At 59.4% G+C, this 17241-nt stretch carries 16 protein-coding genes; 12 read left to right on the top strand and 4 right to left on the bottom strand.

Going from position 1 to position 17241, the window contains the following annotated elements; translation table 11 throughout:
- The 3 genes from GIR22_RS04050 to rsd all read left to right on the top strand — a co-directional run bounded on the left by GIR22_RS04050 (nucleotide 1) and on the right by rsd (nucleotide 2666).
- A complete protein-coding gene (locus tag GIR22_RS04050; RefSeq protein WP_154742072.1) occupies nucleotides 1-1242 on the top strand; it encodes a heme biosynthesis protein HemY in 1242 nt (413 codons plus the stop codon).
- A 234-nt stretch (nucleotides 1243-1476) separates the two neighbouring features.
- On the top strand, nucleotides 1477-1998 hold the full coding sequence (locus tag GIR22_RS04055) for a disulfide bond formation protein B (RefSeq protein WP_154742073.1): 522 nt from the start codon (nucleotides 1477-1479) through the stop codon (nucleotides 1996-1998).
- 209 nt (nucleotides 1999-2207) lie between these two features.
- Nucleotides 2208-2666, top strand: coding sequence for a sigma D regulator (rsd, locus tag GIR22_RS04060; RefSeq protein ID WP_154742074.1), 459 nt, complete (start codon nucleotides 2208-2210; stop codon nucleotides 2664-2666).
- A 53-nt stretch (nucleotides 2667-2719) separates the two neighbouring features.
- Here the strand turns inward: rsd and GIR22_RS04065 are convergent, their stop codons facing one another.
- Nucleotides 2720-3385: an FKBP-type peptidyl-prolyl cis-trans isomerase gene (locus GIR22_RS04065; protein ID WP_154742075.1), complete on the bottom strand. Its 666-nt coding sequence runs from the start codon at nucleotides 3383-3385 to the stop codon at nucleotides 2720-2722.
- Between the two features lie 192 nt (nucleotides 3386-3577).
- Between GIR22_RS04065 and GIR22_RS04070 the strand changes: the two genes are divergently transcribed.
- The gene (locus tag GIR22_RS04070; protein WP_154742076.1) at nucleotides 3578-4837 is read left to right on the top strand and encodes an AlgP family protein; all 1260 of its coding nucleotides are present in this window, start codon (nucleotides 3578-3580) and stop codon (nucleotides 4835-4837) included.
- On the opposite strand, the gene GIR22_RS04075 is transcribed toward GIR22_RS04070, so the two are convergent.
- Nucleotides 4834-5298, bottom strand: a complete 465-nt coding sequence (locus GIR22_RS04075) for a TIGR02444 family protein (RefSeq protein WP_154742077.1) — start codon at nucleotides 5296-5298, stop codon at nucleotides 4834-4836. The genes GIR22_RS04070 and GIR22_RS04075 overlap by 4 nt on opposite strands.
- Before the next feature lie 50 nt (nucleotides 5299-5348).
- Between GIR22_RS04075 and abc-f the strand changes: the two genes are divergently transcribed.
- The 5 genes from abc-f to GIR22_RS04100 all read left to right on the top strand — a co-directional run bounded on the left by abc-f (nucleotide 5349) and on the right by GIR22_RS04100 (nucleotide 11110).
- Entirely contained in the window at nucleotides 5349-7259 is a 1911-nt protein-coding gene (gene abc-f / locus GIR22_RS04080; protein WP_154742078.1) for a ribosomal protection-like ABC-F family protein, read from the top strand.
- Nucleotides 7259-7822 (top strand): mechanosensitive ion channel family protein, encoded by a 564-nt coding sequence (locus tag GIR22_RS04085; RefSeq protein WP_154742079.1) that lies wholly within the window; start codon nucleotides 7259-7261, stop codon nucleotides 7820-7822. The genes abc-f and GIR22_RS04085 overlap by 1 nt, the downstream gene beginning before the upstream one ends.
- Nucleotides 7823-7928: 106 nt before the next feature.
- A complete protein-coding gene (locus GIR22_RS04090; protein ID WP_154742080.1) occupies nucleotides 7929-8561 on the top strand; it encodes a LysE family transporter in 633 nt (210 codons plus the stop codon).
- Between the two features lie 195 nt (nucleotides 8562-8756).
- A complete protein-coding gene (locus GIR22_RS04095) occupies nucleotides 8757-10652 on the top strand; it encodes a cytochrome c/FTR1 family iron permease (protein ID WP_154742081.1) in 1896 nt (631 codons plus the stop codon).
- A gap of 2 nt (nucleotides 10653-10654) precedes the next feature.
- Nucleotides 10655-11110 carry a YaiI/YqxD family protein gene (locus tag GIR22_RS04100; RefSeq protein WP_154742082.1) on the top strand — a complete coding sequence of 152 codons (456 nt, stop codon included), beginning with the start codon at nucleotides 10655-10657 and terminating at the stop codon, nucleotides 11108-11110.
- On the opposite strand, the gene elbB is transcribed toward GIR22_RS04100, so the two are convergent.
- Complete coding sequence (elbB, locus tag GIR22_RS04105) at nucleotides 11107-11772, bottom strand: isoprenoid biosynthesis glyoxalase ElbB (RefSeq protein WP_154742083.1); 666 nt, start codon at nucleotides 11770-11772, stop codon at nucleotides 11107-11109. The genes GIR22_RS04100 and elbB overlap by 4 nt on opposite strands.
- A 115-nt stretch (nucleotides 11773-11887) precedes the next feature.
- On the opposite strand from elbB, the gene GIR22_RS04110 reads away from it, so the two are divergent.
- Nucleotides 11888-13123: a sterol desaturase family protein gene (locus tag GIR22_RS04110; RefSeq protein WP_154742084.1), complete on the top strand. Its 1236-nt coding sequence runs from the start codon at nucleotides 11888-11890 to the stop codon at nucleotides 13121-13123.
- 4 nt (nucleotides 13124-13127) lie between these two features.
- Here the strand turns inward: GIR22_RS04110 and GIR22_RS04115 are convergent, their stop codons facing one another.
- Entirely contained in the window at nucleotides 13128-13745 is a 618-nt protein-coding gene (locus tag GIR22_RS04115; protein WP_154742085.1) for a DedA family protein, read from the bottom strand.
- 218 nt (nucleotides 13746-13963) lie between these two features.
- On the opposite strand from GIR22_RS04115, the gene hemB reads away from it, so the two are divergent.
- On the top strand, nucleotides 13964-14977 hold the full coding sequence (gene hemB / locus GIR22_RS04120; RefSeq protein ID WP_178122080.1) for a porphobilinogen synthase: 1014 nt from the start codon (nucleotides 13964-13966) through the stop codon (nucleotides 14975-14977).
- Nucleotides 14978-14995: 18 nt separating this feature from the next.
- Nucleotides 14996-17218, top strand: a complete 2223-nt coding sequence (gene ppk1, locus GIR22_RS04125) for a polyphosphate kinase 1 (protein ID WP_154742087.1) — start codon at nucleotides 14996-14998, stop codon at nucleotides 17216-17218.
- Nucleotides 17219-17241: the final 23 nt, after the last annotated feature.

Below are 17241 nucleotides of genomic sequence, written 5' to 3' on the forward strand. Positions count from 1 at the left end.
ATGAAGCGTTTCTATGTGATCCTCGTGCTGGCGATTGCAATCGCCCTGGCATTGAGTGTGGGCATCTCGAAACACACGGGCTACGTGTTGATTACCTATCCCCATGTGCTGCATTACGAGTCCGGGCTATGGTCGACCCTGGTGGCGCTGTTTGTCATTGGCCTGGTGATTTACCTGGTCCGGGTGTTGCTGAGCCTGGTGACAACTTCCGGTGGTGTGGTTAACCCGTGGTCGCGACGCAACCGTAGCCGTCGGGTCCAGATCGCCATCGAGCAAGGCCAGATGGACCTTGCCGAAGGCCGCTGGGCCAGTGCCGAGCGCCACTTGCACCGTGCCGCCGAGGCAGAGCGCCAACCGCTGTTGTATTACCTCGGTGCCGCCCGGGCGGCCAACGAGCAGGGGCGTTATGAAGAATCTGACGGCTTGCTGGAGCGTGCCCTTGAACGACAGCCTCAGGCCGAATTGGCAGTGGCGTTGAGCCACGCACAATTGCAAATGGATCGTGGGGACACAGACGGTGCGCTGGCTACCCTGCAGGCCATGCACGAACGTCATCCACATAATGCTCAAGTGCTGCGTCAATTGCAGCGGTTGCATCAGCAGCGTGGTGATTGGCCCTCGGTCGTTCGGCTGTTACCAGAGCTGCGCAAGGACAAAGTGTTGCCTGCCAGCGAGCTGGCAGACCTTGAGCGCCGGGCCTGGGGCGAAAACCTGAGCCTTGCTGCCCAGCGTGAAGAGCAAGGTGAGGCTGGCCAGCAATCCCTTGAGCGCGCCTGGCAACAATTGACTTCCGCCCAGCGGCAGGAGCCTGCTCTGGTGCTCGCCTATGCGGAGCAATTGCGTCAGTTAGGTGCAGACGCCAAGGCCGAAGAAGTGCTGCGCGGTGCGATCAAGCGCGGCTATGACAGCCACTTGATCAGGCTCTATGGGTTGCTGCGCGGCAGTGATCCAGCACGGCAATTGAAATTTGCCGAGGGCTGGCTCAAGGACCACCCAGGCGATGCGAGCCTGCTGCTGACCCTGGGCCGACTCAGCCTGCAAAACAGCTTGTGGGGTAAGGCACGGGACTACCTGGAAAGCAGCTTGCAGGTTCAACGAAACCCCGAGGCCTGCGCCGAGCTGGCGCGCTTGCTGGCGCAGTTGGGAGATACCGAACGCAGCAATCAATTGTTCCAAGAGGGTTTGGGGCTGCTGGATAAGCGCTTGCTGGCTTCGCCGCTTCCGGTGCCGACGCGGGTTTGATGTAGGAAACCATGGGGGGTTGTTTCAGAATTGTCTGGTCCAACCCTTCAATATCTCCGATAGGTGCGAATAAAACGACTTGCCGGTAAAGTCCGACATAGACTTAGGCTCAATCCTCTCGGTTCTGACGGGATATCCCTACGTTTTCGCGGAATCGTCTGCTCCGGCGCGTATTGAAAGGGGTAAGGCCTTTCCTCTACCGTAACTACCTATCTCTTGCGTTGCGGATAAACAATGTCTTTGGCCCCCTCACGCTCCTTGTTCCTTCTGGCGTTTATGGCCGGTGCGCTGACTTTGGGCGCATCCTTTTACTTGGAGTATGGAGCCCTGTTGCGTCCTTGCTTCCTGTGCCTGGTGCAACGGGTCTTCCTGGCTATCTTTACTTTGATCAACCTGGCAGCAGCGGTGCATGGCCCCACGCGTCACGGAATCTATCTGTACGGGGGAGCTAGCATGGGCTGTACGTTACTCGGAGCTATTACTGCGCTGCGTCAGGTGTTGTTGCAAAATATTCCGGAGGATCAACTGCCCAACTGTTGGCCCAGCTTGCAGCATATGATCGCGGACTTGTCGTTCCTGGAGGCTCTGAAACGGGCATTTCAGGGCGGTTTTGACTGTGTGGAGATCAACTGGACGCTGTTTGACCTGAGCCTTCCCGAGTGGAGTTTGCTGTTCTTCATTGGGATGCTGACCCTTGGGGCCGCACAGTTCTCGCGGTTGGTGTTCAGCCAGCGTTTTCACCCGGTGAAGCACTGAATCGAGGACGCAGATTATTAGGATGGGATTAAACACTTGTATGAACTTTCTCTCCTGCGTACCTTGAAGCCATAGTCGTGCGGGCATAATCTGGCTCGCACGCGTTATTGAAACCGTCTGTTTATGCGACTTTGTCCGGTAACCGCTTTAATGTTTGAGGCGTTGCACGGGCAGAGGGCGGCAGCGCCCATAAGGGAAGAGAGATCATCATGCTGGAAGGTTGTCAGAATGCTCAGGAACGCTGGGGTGGTGTGCACAAACTGATCGATGGTTGGTTGACGGCGCGTCACGAACTGGTTCGGGCCTTTGATGCTCTCGGCGCCAAGCCCGAAGCGCTGGCCGAGAATCGCAAGCCGCTGCAAGAGTTCTGTGAAGTGTTGGTGGATTACATATCTGCCGGCCATTTTGGTGTCTACGAGCAACTGACCAAGGAAGCCGAGGCCTTCGACGATCAGCGTGGTCTGGACTTGGCCGAAACCATTTACCCGCGCATTGATGTCATTACCGAGAAACTCCTGGCATTCACCGATCTATGTGACAAGGGCGAATGCGTTGCGGCGAAATTCAAGGAGTTGGGTGGCTTGCTCCATGAGCGTTTCGAGCTGGAAGATTGCCTGATCGAAGTGCTGCACAACGCCCACAAGGAGGAGTCCGCAGCACAGGCCTGATGGGCTGCGGCAAGACAAAAAAACGGTGCGCATGGCGCACCGTTTTTGTTTGGCTAGCGACTCACGCCGAGCAACTCGATCTCGAATACCAAAGGCGTGTAGGGCGGGATCAGTTCACCAGCCCCGTCAGCGCCATAGGCCTGGGCAGATGGAATCACCAGGCGCCATTTTGCGCCGACCGGCATCTGTTGCAATGCGCTGCGCCAGCCACTGATCACGCTGCCAAGACGAAACCACTGCGGTTGTTTGCTCTGGTCAAAGATCGCCCCATCGGGTAACCGCCCAACATACGTCACCTGAACCCGATCATTGGCCGCCGGTTTTTTTCCGTTGCCGGGAACCTGTTCGGTCAACAAGATCCCATCGGCCAATTCGCGCACACCGCTCCTGGCTTTTTCCGTGGATAAAAATTGTTGTTCGGCAAGGAGGGCCTTTTCACTCTGCGGGAGTTGATCGGCGATTGCGGCTTGTGCTTCGTGCTGGGCCAGGATCTGCTTGATGCGTGCATCGTCCAAGGCCAGGGGTTCGCCTTGGTAGGCCTGTTTGAGGCCGTCGACCAATGCCTGGATTTGCAGGTCGGGAACCTCCTGGCGCAGGCGTTCACCCAGGCTCGCGCCCACACTGTAGGCTAGGTCGTGATTGTCTTTGGAGGCGGTTTTCTCGCTCGCACTGGCGACTGAAAACGACAAACAAAAAACTAAAAAAAGGTAACGCGACATGGGTGTTCTCCAGCCGAAAGTGCGATGGATTATGCCAGCGTGAATGCGTAAAAACTGGAGTGGACTTTCGTTATATCGATAAGAATTTCTATGCAGTGCAACGCTAGGCGTTCGATACTGTCAACATGCCCTAGCGGCGGTAAGAGCAGAGGGCTAGTATGAGCCGCACCCACGTCAGCCAGGAGGTAAACCATGTCGGCCAAACAGAAGCCTGTAAATACCCCGTTGCACTTGCTCCAACAGCTCTCGGGCAGCCTGCTCGAGCATTTGGAAAGCGCTTGTTCCCAAGCCTTGGCTGATGCTGAGAAGTTGCTCGCCAAGTTGGAAAAACAACGCGGCAAGGCTCAGGAAAAACTGCATAACTCCCGTGTCAAACTGCAAGGCGCAGCAAGCGCAGGTAAAACCAAGGCACAAGCCAAGGCCAAAGGCGCAGTCAAAGAACTTGAGGACTTGCTCGACGCCCTCAAGAATCGCCAATCCGAAACCCGCACCTACATTCTACAGCTCAAGCGCGATGCTCAAGAGAGCCTGAAACTGGCCCAGGGTGTTGGTCGTGTGAAAGAAGCCGTTGGCAAGGTACTGAGCTCCCGAGCACCGGTTAAAACGGCTGCGAGTGCGGCGAAAAAACCAGCCAGCAAAGCAGTGGCAACCAAGGCGCCTGCAAAAGCTGCGGTCAAGCCTGCGGCCAAAGCATCGACGAAACCAGTTGCTAAGCCGGCCGTGAAAAAGGCCGCCGCCAGCACCGCCAAACCAGCAGCGAAATCTGCAGTGAAGCCTGCCGCTAAAACCGCTGCTGCCAAACCTGCCGCCGCTAAAGCAGTTGCCAAGCCTGTTGCAAGACCTGCCGCTAAAACGGCCGCCGCAAAACCAGCCGCAAGGCCGGCCGCCGCTAAAGCAGTTGCCAAGCCTGCTGCAAAACCGGCTGCTAAAACCGCTGTAGCCAAACCAGCAGCCAAGCCAACTGCGGCTAAAGCAGTTGCCAAGCCTGCTGCCAGACCGGCTGCTAAAACCCCTGCTGCAAAACCAGCGGCCAAACCAGCTGCCGCTAAAGCAGTTGCCAAGCCCGCTGCAAAACCGGCTGCTAAAACCGCTGCTGCCAAGCCAGCCGCCAAGCCGGCTGCCGCTAAAGCAGTTGCCAAGCCTGCTGCTAAAACCGCTGCTGCCAAGCCAGCCGCCAAGCCAGCTGCCGCTAAAGCAGTTGCCAAGCCTGCTGCAAAGCCGGCCGTTAAAACCGCTGCTGCCAAGCCCGCCGTTAAGCCTACCGTTGCCAAGCCTGCCGCAAAACCAGCGGCCAAGCCTGCTGCCAAAGCTCCGGCTGCAAAGCCTGCGGCTCCCGCTGCCAAGCCAGCTACTGCGGCGACCCCTGCTGCTGCCAGTACTACAGCGCCCACCGTACCGGCCAGCAGCACCCCTGCACCGGCTGCAAGCACCAGCCCAACCAGCGCTTCCTAAGTGCCGGTGACCACGACGCGCAGCTGATGCAGCGCGTCGTGGTCAAGGTTGGCGGCTTCAGTTGTCAGCCCTTCAAGCCACGTACCTTGATACGTTGCCTCACCCGTTGGCCATTCCTGCGCCCGGGTCTCCAGACACAGCAGCAACTGCCGCTCGGCTTCCAGCTCCAAGGCTTTGACCTGCTCGCGTAATGCATCCAGCCCGGCATTATGTTGCGCCATTGCTCGCCATTGCTTGCGCACTCGTCGCAGCGGCTCCACCACCTCGTCCTGCCAAGGACCTGCGATCTGCCGCAGTGCCAGCACGCGTGCAGGTTCAGGTGCCACACCTTGCTGCTCCAGCCATAACCCGCAGAGCAACAGGCACACATCAGCCCCTTGCTCCTGCAATCGCAGGCAAGTGTTCTCCACGCCCGGGCGGGCGTAAGTCGAGAGGGCAAAGCTCCACAGGTCAGTGCACATATTCCTACCCAAGCCAGCGGTCAACGAAGCTGGTAGACTCCGCCGCCATTATGATCCGACTTCAAAGCCTAACATTACAGCGTGGCCCGCAACGTCTTCTTGAAGATGCCGAGCTGACCCTGCACGCCGGTCACAAAGCTGGCCTGATTGGTGCCAACGGCGCCGGAAAATCCACATTGTTCGCCTTGCTTTTGGGTGAGTTGACCCCCGACTCCGGGGATTGCCTGATGCCGGCTGACTGGCGCATCGCGCATATGCGCCAGGAGATCGACACCCTGGACCGCATTGCGATCGACTACGTGCTCGATGGCGACTTGCGCCTGCGCCAGGTGCAACATGACCTGGCGCAGGCCGAGAAAGACCAGGATGGTGCCGCCCAGGCCCGCCTGCACGCCGAGCTCGACAGTGCCGATGGCTACACTGCCGATGCCCGCGCCCGCAAGATGCTCGCCGGTCTTGGTTTTACCAACGAACAGATGGATCGCCCGGTCGCCGACTTCTCCGGTGGCTGGCGTATGCGCCTGAACCTGGCCCAGGCGCTGATGTGCCCCTCGGACCTGTTGCTGCTCGATGAGCCGACCAACCACTTGGACCTCGATGCGATCCTGTGGCTGGAAGACTTCCTGAAAAGCTATCCCGGCACTTTGTTGTTGATTTCCCACGACCGGGACTTCCTCGACGCGGTGGTAGACAACATCGCTCACGTCGAACAGAAAAAAATCACTCTCTATCGCGGTGGCTACAGCGCTTTCGAACGCGCCCGGGCCGAACGCCTGGCCCAGCAGCAACAGGCTTACGAGAAGCAGCAGGCGCAACGGGCGCACATGGAAAGCTATATCGCCCGATTCAAGGCCCAGGCCACCAAGGCCCGCCAGGCTCAGAGCCGGATCAAGGCCCTGGAGCGCATGGAAGAGCTGTCGGCAGCCCACGTCGATTCTCCATTCGATTTCGTGTTCCGCGAGTCGCTGAAAATCTCCAGTCCGTTGCTTGACCTGTCCGATGCTCGCCTGGGCTACGGCGACAAGGCCGTGCTGGAGAAGGTCAAGTTGCAACTCACTCCGGGTGCGCGGATCGGCCTGCTTGGCCCCAACGGCGCCGGCAAGTCGACGCTGATCAAAAACCTATCGGGTGAATTGCAGCCCCTGGCCGGTCGCCTGGTACGCGGTGAGAACTTGGTGGTGGGCTACTTCGCCCAGCACCAGTTGGACTCCCTCGACTCCAAGGCCAGCCCGCTGCTGCACTTGCAACGCCTGGCCCCCACCGAACGCGAGCAGATCCTGCGGGACTTCCTGGGTGGTTTCGACTTCCGTGGCGCGCGCATTGACGAGCCGGTATTGAACTTCTCCGGTGGCGAAAAGGCCCGCCTGGCCCTGGCGCTGATTGCCTGGGGTCGGCCGAACCTGTTGCTGCTCGACGAACCCACCAACCACCTTGACCTGGAAATGCGCCTGGCGTTGACCATGGCCCTGCAGGAATTCACTGGTGCGGTGCTGGTGGTGTCTCACGATCGGCACTTGCTCAAGAGCACGACCGACAACTTCCTGTTGGTGGCTGATGGCAAAGTCGAGGAGTTTGACGGTGACCTGGAAGACTACGCGCGTTGGCTGACGGACTATCGTCTGCGCCACGCGCCAGTCAACAGCGCCCCGGTCAACCTCGATAAGACTGACAAGAAGGCCCAGCGCCAAGCCGCCGCCGCACTGCGCCAGCAGCTGGCGCCCCACAAGCGCGAAGCCGACAAGCTGGAAGCTGAGCTGGGTAAAGTCCACGAGAAACTGGCGAAGATCGAAACCAGCCTCGGCGACAGTGCCGTGTACGAAGCGGCGCGCAAGGACGAACTGCGGGACTTGCTGGCTGAGCAGGCCAAACTCAAGGTCCGCGAGGCGCAGCTGGAGGAAACCTGGATGGAAGCCCTTGAGTTGTTGGAGTCCTTGCAAGCTGAGCTGGAGGCGCTGTCCTGATGGAAGCCCTACAACTGCCGTTGCCGGCACAATGGGTCGGCCCCGTGTGGACCGGCGTGCAAATCCTGTTGATCCTGCTGGGCGGCTATCTTGCCCAGCGTTTTGTCGCCAAGTGCCTGACCCGTCTCGGGGAGCGTTATCCGTTCCCGCCACAATTGTTGATGCCGCTGCGTGGGGGGCTGCGCTGGGTGATCATGGGCAGTGCGCTGATCTTCGTGCTGGGGCGTCTGGGGGTTTCCGCCACTGTGTTATGGACGGCCCTGTCAGGATTTGTCGCGGTCGCGGCAGTGGCGTTCTTCGCAATGTGGTCGGTGCTGTCCAACCTGCTGTGCGCGATTCTGATCTTTACCGTCGGGCCGTTTCGTCTCGGGGATGTGGTCGAGCTGGTGGACACTGTCGATAAACCCGGCGTCAAAGGCCGAGTGGTGGCGATCAACTTGCTGTACACCACGTTGATTGAGGTGGAAGAGGCGGGAACGGGCAGTGTGATGGTGCAAGTGCCCAACAGCCTGTTCTTCCAGCGCTCGGTGCGTCGTTGGCGCGGCACGGACGTGCTTTTGTAGGCGCAGGAACCAAGCGTACCTGCTCCTGCAATGAAAATTCGATAGCCAGCCCTCGGGTCTCGGAGTTAGCTTAGTGCTTAACAACGAATTTGTTCCGAGGTATGTAATGGCGCTCGACACATGGCTGGCCTTTTTTCTCGCCAGTTGGATCATCAGTCTCTCTCCTGGTGCCGGTGCCATCGCCTCGATGTCCAGCGGCCTGCAATACGGTTTCCTGCGCGGTTACTGGAACGCCCTGGGCCTGCAACTGGGCCTGGCGCTGCAAATTGCCGTGGTCGCCGGTGGCCTGGGGGCGATTCTTGCGACATCTTCGACGGCCTTCTATGCGATCAAATGGTTCGGCGTGGCCTATCTGGTTTACCTTGCGATCAAACAGTGGCGCGCGCTGCCAACCGACCTCTCCGATGATGGGGCGATTCGCCCCATCGGCAAGCCGTTGGCCATGATGTTTCGAGGTTTCCTGGTCAACGCCAGCAACCCCAAGGCCGTGGTGTTCATGCTGGCGGTGCTGCCGCAGTTCGTGAATCCTCAGGCGCCGCTGCTGATCCAATACCTGATCCTGGGTGCGACGATGATCTGCGTCGATATGATCGTCATGGCCGGCTACACGGGCCTGGCGTCGAAAGTGCTGCGGTTGTTACGTACACCCAAGCAGCAAAAACGCATGAACCGCACGTTTGCCGGGCTGTTTGTGGGGGCGGCGGGCTTCCTGGCCAGCATGCACCGCGCAACGGCCTGACTGAAGACCCCGGATCAAAATGTGGGCGCAGGCAAGCCAGCGCGCGCATTTTGATCCGGCCCAAGTCCGCCACCCTGCCACTACCTCCTGCGCCCTTATGTCCCGATGTTCCAAACGCCAAGTCACTAACGACTTGAGTCAAACCCTTTAACGTTTAACAATGTGTTACTTCGTATTTCCATTTGAGATTCATTCATGACTGGCCCTTCCCGTTTCCTCGCCTGGCTGCTGTTGCCTGCGTTGGTGTCGTGCAGCTTCAACTTGCTGGCAGCCACCGCCGAAGGCGCACCCCAGGCCCTGCACCTGTTGGACTACATCGGTGCCGATTACCCGTCGACGGTGGAGGCGGGCAAGGTCATCGACGATTCTGAATACCGTGAGCAGGTGGAGTTTCTTGGGGTGTTGCAGGGGCTGATGGGCGAGCTTGCGCAAAAGCCTGAGCGAGCTGAGTTGGTGAAAGGCGTCGATGAACTGCTCGTCGCTGTGAAAGCCCGCGAGGACGGTGCGACGGTGGCTCATCAGGCCCGACAATTGGGGGCCAAGCTGGCAGTGGCCTATGAGGTCAGCCAAGCTCCGGCAATTACCCCGGACCCGACTCGTGGTGCGCCACTGTATGCCCAGCACTGCTCAGTGTGCCACGGTGAAGCAGGCGCCGGTGATGGCCCCGCAGGCGTCGGCCTGACACCGCCACCGGCCAACCTGCGGGATGCCGCGCGCCTGGATCGCTTGAGCCTCTACGCGATCTACAACACCCTTGGGTTGGGCGTCGAAGGCACGGACATGCCATCTTTCGCCGATCAACTGGACGACCGTCAGCGTTGGGACCTAGCCACCTATATCGCCAGTTTCACCGCTGACCCGGCTGCTGCGAAAAGCGAAAAAATCTTCAACCTCGCTGATCTGGCACGCCAGACGCCCAACGAAGTGCTGGCGGCGCAAGGTCCCGAGGCCATCGCGACCTTCCGCGCACAGCGGGCGCAGCCGCCGCAGGTCAAGCGTGGCCCTGCGCAGCTGCTTGATTACACCGCGACGACTCTGGACAAAAGCCTCGCCGCGTTTCGCAACGGTGATCACGAACAGGCCTACGACTTGTCGGTGGCCGCCTATCTGGAAGGTTTCGAGCTGGTTGAAAGCTCCCTGGATAACGTCGACGCCAACGTGCGCAAAGACACCGAAAAGGCCCTGATGGCCTACCGGCAGTCGTTGCAGGATGGCTTGCCGATTGAACAGGTGGAGCAACGCCTGGACGCGGCCAAGGGCAAGCTCAAGGAGTCTGCGGATCTGTTGGGCAGTGATGGCCTGAGCTGGTCCTTGAGCTATATCTCCGGCCTGTTGATTTTGCTGCGCGAAGGCCTGGAAGCGATTCTGGTGTTGGCGGCGATCCTTGCCTTCTTGCGTAACACCGGCCAGCAATCGGCGGTGCGCAGCGTCAACGTCGGTTGGGGCCTGGCGCTGTTGGCGGGTCTGGCGACCTGGGCCTTGGCGGCTTATGTGATTGATGTCAGCGGTGCCCAGCGCGAATTGCTGGAAGGCTGCACGGCGCTGTTTGCCAGTGTCATGGTGCTGTGGCTCGGGGTATGGATGCACGACCGGCGCCACGCGGCAGCCTGGCAGGACTACATCAAGAGCAGTCTGGTGGGCGGCGGTGGGCGTTTCGGTTTTGCAATGCTGGCGTTCTTTTCGGTCTACCGCGAACTGTTCGAAGTGATCCTGTTTTACGAAACCCTTTGGTTGCAGGCCGGGACTGCCGGGCACAACGCGGTACTCGCGGGCGGAGCCACGGCGTTGGTACTGTTGGTGGGCCTGGCCTGGGTGATCCTGCGGGGTTCGGCGAAGCTGCCGTTGGCATTGTTCTTCGGCATCAACGCGGCGCTGTTGTGCGCGCTGTCTGTGGTGTTCGCCGGTCATGGCGTCAAGGCATTGCAGGAAGCCGGCATCTTCGGCACGCGGCCGGTGGCGTTCTTTGACTTCGATTGGCTGGGGATCCACGCGGACGCCTATTCGTTGAGCGCCCAGGCCGTGGCGATTCTGGCGATTGTGGTGCTGTATGGCCGTAGTCGGTTGGCTGAGAAACGCCGGGTGGCGGCATAACCATGCGAGTCTGGATCGATGCTGATGCTTGCCCCCGGGCCGCGAAGGACCAGGTGGTGAAGTTCGCCCTGAAGCGCCAATTCGAGGTGGTGTTGGTGGCGGGTCAGAGCCAGATCAAGCCGGGTTTTTCGTGTGTGAAGTTGATTGTGGTGCCCAGCGGCCCGGACGCCGCTGACGACTACCTCGTCGAGCATGCCATGCCCGGTGAGTTGGTGATTTGCAGCGACGTTCCTCTGGCCGATCGCCTGGTGAAAAACGGCGTGACAGTGCTCGATCCTCGGGGCAAGGAATTCAGTCCGCAGAACATGAGTGAACGGCTGGCGGTGCGCAACCTGTTCACTGATCTGCGCGAGCAGGGCCAGATGGGTGGTGGCCCGCCGCCTCATGGGGAGAAGGAAAAGCAGGCGTTTGCCAATGCCTTGGATCGGATTCTGACCAAGTTGATGCGTGCCGATTAATCGTTCTCGTGGGTCAGCTCCAGCACCCGATCCACGAGTTTGTTGATCCCGGATGCAACCTCGCTGATGTTCTTGCCCAACATGTACGCCGGGGTGCTTACCAGCTTGCGGGCCTTATCTTCGACGATCTCATCAACAGTGCATTCCTGGTGGGTCGCGCCCATTTTATCCATGGCCGCCGCTGTATCGGCGTCGTTGCCAATGGTGCACGTCACGCCAGGGCCGTAGATTTTCGCCGCCAGGGCCGGGGATATGCAGATCAATCCCACGGGCTTGCCCGCTTCGGCAAAGGCCTCGGCCAGCGCCAGCACCTGCGGGTTGACGCTGCACCCGGCGCCTTCGACGGCGAAGTTCGACAGGTTTTTTGCAGCGCCAAAGCCGCCAGGTACGATCAGCGCGTCAAAGTCCTCGGCGTGGGCCTCACGAATGTCCTTCACGGCGCCCCGGGCAATCCGCGCCGACTCCACCAGCACGTTGCGCGATTCGGGCATCTCTTCGCCGGTCAAGTGGTTGATTACATGCAGTTGCGCAATGTCGGGGGCAAAGCACTGGACCTGAGCGCCGCGCTGATCCAGGCGCAGCAGGGTGATCACGCTTTCATGGATCTCTGCACCGTCATATACGCCACAGCCGGAAAGGATCACTGCAATTTTTTTGCTCATGGGCATTTCTCCTGATTCATGGCGTTAAATGTCTACTTATTTGTCACTCATTGCCAATGGGATATCCAGCCGTAACACCTAATCTTGATGTAACAAAAATTGATCGGACTTGCCCATGGACTTCGTGCCTTACGCGGTACCGTTTTTCATTGCCTTGATCGTGGTCGAACTGCTGGCCGACCGTTGGCGTGGTGAGCGCAACTACCGGGTGGCGGACGCCATCAACAGCCTCAGCACCGGCGTGCTATCTACCACCACCGGGCTGTTGACCAAAGGCGTGGGGCTACTGACCTATGCCTTCGCCCTCAAGCACCTGGCGCTGATCGAGCTGTCGGCCCAAAGTATCTGGACTTGGGTATTCGCCTTTATCTTCTACGACTTCTGCTACTACTGGCTGCACCGCTTCGGCCACGAACGCAACATCCTCTGGGCCGCCCATTCGGTGCATCACCAGAGCGAGGACTACAATCTCACCACCGCCCTGCGCCAGACCAGTACTGGTTTTCTCCTGAGCTGGGTCTTCTACCTGCCTCTGGCCGTGCTCGGTGTGCCGTTGGTGGTGTTTATCAGCGTCGCGTCGCTCAACTTGCTGTATCAATTCTGGGTTCATACCCGCCATGTGCCCAAGCTGGGCTGGCTCGAGCGGTTCTTCGTCACACCGTCCAATCATCGGGCTCACCATGCACAGAACGCTCTCTACATGGATCGCAACTACGGCGGAGTGTTCATTTTTTGGGACCGGCTGTTTGGTTCGTTCCAGGAAGAAGACGAAAATGAGCCCGTCATCTTTGGTGTGACCACGCCGCTGGCCAGTTGGAATCCGCTGTGGGCCAACCTGCAGTTTTATGCACAGTTGTGGAGCGATGCGCGGCGTACTGAAAGCAAGTGGGACAAGCTGCGTATCTGGTTCATGCGCACTGGTTGGCGACCGGCGGATGTGGCGGCAAAGTACCCACTGGCCAAGCCGGACCTGAGCCAGTTCCGCAAGTTTGAAGTGCCTCTGGACGCTCGGCAGCAGCTTTACATCGCTCTTCAATTCGCCGCTTATGTGGCCTTTGGCAGCTATTTGATGAATGTTGGCGAAGGGTTGCCAACCGCCGCCCTGATGTTGGGCTGGAGTGCGATGGTTTTAGGTTTGTTTACCCTGGGGGTGGCACTGGAGAATCGGCCGTGGGCGCTAAAGGCCGAGTTATTGCGCCTGGTATTGAACGTGCCGTTAGTGTGGCTGGCGCCGCTGGTCGGCTTATGGTCGGCCAGTGCGTTGGGCTGGCTGGGCCTGGTCAGTTACAGTCTGTTTAGCGTCTTCGGCCTCTACTGCTGCAGAGACCGGCTGACTCGACTAGCGTCGTAGCCTCTCACTTTTGCTCGGATTGTTGCTCTGCAGCCACCCGGGCTTTTTCATCGGCACAGGCCTGGCGCGTCAAGCGGGCATTCTTGATGCGCCGACGCAGCCACAAGCCCAGGCCCAATACCAGCAAGGCGCCCAGCACCCACAACTCGTATTTCTTGATGCTGCCCAGCATGCTTTCGAGCACTGCGCCGAAATGGTAGGCGGCGGCCCCCAGCGCGGCAGCCCAAATGGCCGCGCCGATGCCGTTGAGGAGCAAATAGCGCGCGGGCGGATAACCAGAAAGCCCAATCGCCACCGGCATCACCGTGCGTAGACCGTAGACAAAACGGAAGCTCAACACCCAGATGTCCGGGTGCTTGCGGATATGCTCCAGGGCCCGGTCTCCCAGCAATTGCCAGCGCGGCTTGCGTGCCAGCAGCTTGCGACCATGCTTGCGCCCCAGGAAATACCACAGTTGGTCACCGGCGTAGCTGCCGAAAAAAGCCACGACCACCACCAGGTTGATATCCATATATCCGCGGAACGCCAAGAAGCCTGCGAGGACCAAAATGGTTTCGCCTTCGAAGAACGTGCCCAGGAAAAGAGCAAAGTAGCCAAAGTCATGCAGGAATTGTTGGAGCATTGTCTGGGTGCTGGCGAAATGAACGCGCAGCCTACGCCTTCGTGGACTTTCATGAAAGTATCGAAATGTGTCGTGAAGTGAACAATTCCTACAGAAACCGGGAATGCGACGACAGGTTGCATGCCGTTGTATGAGCTAAGCACAACTGTAATTCCTTCGTCATAATGACCGCTTATAACTGTCACGCTCGCCCGTCAAGCCGAGCTCAGGAGTCTGCCGTGAGCTTCACCCCCGCCAATCGTCTGTTTCCCGCCACCCGCCTGCGCCGCAATCGTCGTGATGATTTTTCTCGTCGCCTGGTTCGTGAAAACGTCCTGACGGTGGATGATCTTATCCTGCCGGTTTTTGTGTTGGATGGTGAAAATCGCCGGGAAGCGGTGGCATCGATGCCGGGTGTAGAACGCTTGACCATTGATCTGCTCTTGGTAGAGGCGGCGAACTGGGTCGAACTGGGAATTCCGGCCTTGGCACTGTTCCCGGTCACGCCTTGTGAACTCAAGTCCCTGGACGCTGCGCAAGCCTGGAACCCGAACGGTATTGCCCAGCGTGCCACCCGTGCCTTGCGCGAGCGTTTCCCTGAGTTGGGGGTGATCACCGACGTGGCCCTGGACCCGTTCACCACCCACGGGCAGGATGGGATTCTCGACGAAGACGGTTATGTTCAGAACGACATCACCGTCGATGCGCTGGTCAAGCAGGCCTTGTCCCATGCGGCTGCGGGCGCCCAGGTGGTCGCGCCGTCGGACATGATGGACGGCCGCATCCAGGCGATTCGCGAGGCCCTGGAACTGGCCGGCCACGTCAATGTGCGGATCATGGCTTACTCGGCCAAGTACGCCAGCGCCTACTACGGCCCGTTCCGGGATGCGGTGGGTTCGGCCCTGAACCTGGGCAAGGCCAATAAGGCCTCGTACCAGATGGACCCGGCCAACAGCCATGAAGCCTTGCACGAAGTGGCGGCGGACCTGGCCGAAGGGGCCGATATGGTGATGGTCAAGCCCGGCATGCCGTACCTGGACATCCTTTATCGGGTCAAGGAGGAATTCAAGGTGCCGACCTTTGTCTATCAAGTTAGCGGTGAATACGCCATGCACATGGCCGCCATCGAGAATGGTTGGTTGAATGAAGGGGTGATCCTTGAATCCCTGACAGCCTTTAAACGTGCGGGTGCTGATGGCATCCTCACCTACTTTGCCGCCCGCGCCGCCCAATTGCTTAGAGAGCAACAATAGCCCTCACAGGAACACTCGATGAATACCGAAGGACTCTCAGAAGTTGCCGTAAAAGACGCTCAGCCGGTGGTTGAACAAGCCAGCGAAACCCCTCCGGAGTTGGAGCCAGCACCGCCTGTCGTGGCGGTCGAGGCCCCTGTGGTGGTGCCGGCGATCGCGACTCCCAACCTGGATGACAGCAGCCTGTACATCCACCGCGAGCTGTCGCAACTGCAATTCAACATCCGCGTGCTGGAACAGGCGCTGGATGAGTCCTATCCCTTGCTGGAGCGGCTGAAGTTCCTGCTGATCTTCTCCAGCAACCTGGACGAGTTCTTCGAGATTCGCGTCGCCGGTCTCAAGAAACAGATTACCTTTGCCCGTGAACAGGCGGGTGCCGACGGCCTGCAACCGCATCAGGCCTTGGCGCGTATCAGTGAGCTGGTACACGGCCATGTGGATCGTCAATACGCGATCCTCAACGACATTCTGTTGCCGGAACTGGAAAAGCATCAGGTCCGCTTCATCCGTCGCCGCCATTGGACCGCCAAGATCAAGACCTGGGTGCGTCGTTATTTCCGCGACGAGATCGCACCGATCATCACCCCGATCGGCCTCGACCCGACTCACCCGTTCCCGTTGCTGGTGAACAAGAGCCTGAACTTCATTGTCGAGCTGGAAGGCATTGATGCCTTCGGTCGCGACTCGGGCCTGGCGATCATCCCGGCACCGCGTCTGTTGCCACGGATCATCAAGGTACCGGAAGAGGTAGGGGGCGCGGGCGATAATTATGTATTCCTGTCGTCGATGATCCATGCTCATGCCGATGATCTGTTCCAGGGCATGAAGGTCAAGGGCTGCTACCAGTTCCGCCTGACCCGTAACGCCGACCTGGCCCTGGACTCCGAAGACGTGGAAGACTTGGCCCGCGCTTTGCGCGGTGAATTGTTCTCCCGTCGCTACGGCGATGCGGTTCGCCTGGAAGTGGCGGACACATGCCCGAAACACTTGTCCGATTACTTGCTCAAGCAATTCAACTTGGGTGAGACCGAGCTGTACCAGGTCAACGGCCCGGTGAACCTGACACGCCTGTTCAGCATTACCGGCCTGGACAGCCACCCGGAGCTGCAATACACCCCGTTTACCCCGCAGATCCCGAAATTGCTGCAAAACAGCGAGAACATTTTCAGCGTGGTCAGCAAGCAGGATATCTTGCTGCTGCACCCGTTCGAGTCGTTCACGCCGGTAGTCGACCTGCTGCGCCAGGCCGCCAAGGACCCGCACGTTCTGGCCGTGCGCCAGACCCTGTACCGCAGCGGCGCCAACTCGGAAATCGTTGATGCGCTGGTAGACGCGGCGCGTAACGGCAAGGAAGTCACGGTGGTGATCGAATTGCGCGCCCGTTTCGACGAAGAGTCCAACCTGCAACTGGCCAGTCGCCTGCAAGCGGCCGGTGCGGTGGTGATCTACGGCGTGGTCGGTTTCAAGACCCACGCCAAGATGATGTTGATCCTGCGCCGGGAAGCCGGTGAGATCGTGCGTTACGCTCACTTGGGCACCGGCAACTACCATGCCGGCAACGCCAAGCTTTACACCGACTACAGCCTGCTGACCTCCGATGACGCCTTGTGTGAAGACGTCGGCAAGTTGTTCAGCCAGTTGATCGGCATGGGCAAGACCTTGCGCATGAAGAAACTGCTGCACGCGCCGTTCACTCTCAAGAAGGGCATGCTCGACATGATTGCCCGGGAAACCCAGTTCGCCCTCGAGGGCAAGCCGGCGCATATCATTGCCAAGTTCAACTCGCTGACTGATCCGAAAATCATCCGTGCGCTGTACAAGGCCAGCCAGTCCGGCGTGCGTATCGACCTGGTGGTGCGCGGCATGTGCTGCCTGCGGCCGGGAATCTCCGGGGTCTCGCATAACATCCACGTGCGCTCGATCATCGGTCGCTTCCTGGAGCACACGCGGGTGTTCTACTTCCTTAACGGGGGCGAGGAGCAGATGTTCCTCTCCAGTGCCGACTGGATGGAGCGTAACCTCGACAAGCGGGTGGAGACCTGTTTCCCGGTGGAAGGCAAGAAGTTGATTGTGCGGGTCAAGAAAGAGCTGGAGAGTTATCTCACCGATAACACCCACAGTTGGAGCCTGCAGTCGGACGGCCGTTACATGCGTAATACGCCGACCGGCAACCAGAACCCGCGCAGTGCCCAGGCGACGTTGCTGGAGCGGTTGGGTAGCCCGATCCTGACGGTGAACTAAAAGCCAGCTTGATCGTTCCCACG

Origin of the sequence: Pseudomonas karstica (genome assembly GCF_009707515.1) — a bacterium.
In the GTDB taxonomy this organism is placed as follows: Bacteria; Pseudomonadota; Gammaproteobacteria; order Pseudomonadales; family Pseudomonadaceae; genus Aquipseudomonas; species Aquipseudomonas karstica.

Bases quoted from the DNA above. Each gene is read 5' to 3' on its own strand.
- GIR22_RS04075 (WP_154742077.1), bottom strand. From the start codon at position 5,298: ATGTGCACTGACCTGTGGAGCTTTGCCCTCTCGACTTACGCCCGCCCG.
- GIR22_RS04110 (WP_154742084.1), top strand. From the start codon at position 11,888: ATGGACTTCGTGCCTTACGCGGTACCGTTTTTCATTGCCTTGATCGTG.
- GIR22_RS04050 (WP_154742072.1), top strand. From the start codon at position 1: ATGAAGCGTTTCTATGTGATCCTCGTGCTGGCGATTGCAATCGCCCTG.
- GIR22_RS04055 (WP_154742073.1), top strand. From the start codon at position 1,477: ATGTCTTTGGCCCCCTCACGCTCCTTGTTCCTTCTGGCGTTTATGGCC.
- ppk1 (WP_154742087.1), top strand. From the start codon at position 14,996: ATGAATACCGAAGGACTCTCAGAAGTTGCCGTAAAAGACGCTCAGCCG.
- GIR22_RS04100 (WP_154742082.1), top strand. From the start codon at position 10,655: ATGCGAGTCTGGATCGATGCTGATGCTTGCCCCCGGGCCGCGAAGGAC.
- abc-f (WP_154742078.1), top strand. From the start codon at position 5,349: ATGATCCGACTTCAAAGCCTAACATTACAGCGTGGCCCGCAACGTCTT.
- rsd (WP_154742074.1), top strand. From the start codon at position 2,208: ATGCTGGAAGGTTGTCAGAATGCTCAGGAACGCTGGGGTGGTGTGCAC.
- GIR22_RS04070 (WP_154742076.1), top strand. From the start codon at position 3,578: ATGTCGGCCAAACAGAAGCCTGTAAATACCCCGTTGCACTTGCTCCAA.
- GIR22_RS04085 (WP_154742079.1), top strand. From the start codon at position 7,259: ATGGAAGCCCTACAACTGCCGTTGCCGGCACAATGGGTCGGCCCCGTG.
- elbB (WP_154742083.1), bottom strand. From the start codon at position 11,772: ATGAGCAAAAAAATTGCAGTGATCCTTTCCGGCTGTGGCGTATATGAC.
- GIR22_RS04090 (WP_154742080.1), top strand. From the start codon at position 7,929: ATGGCGCTCGACACATGGCTGGCCTTTTTTCTCGCCAGTTGGATCATC.
- GIR22_RS04115 (WP_154742085.1), bottom strand. From the start codon at position 13,745: ATGCTCCAACAATTCCTGCATGACTTTGGCTACTTTGCTCTTTTCCTG.
- GIR22_RS04095 (WP_154742081.1), top strand. From the start codon at position 8,757: ATGACTGGCCCTTCCCGTTTCCTCGCCTGGCTGCTGTTGCCTGCGTTG.
- GIR22_RS04065 (WP_154742075.1), bottom strand. From the start codon at position 3,385: ATGTCGCGTTACCTTTTTTTAGTTTTTTGTTTGTCGTTTTCAGTCGCC.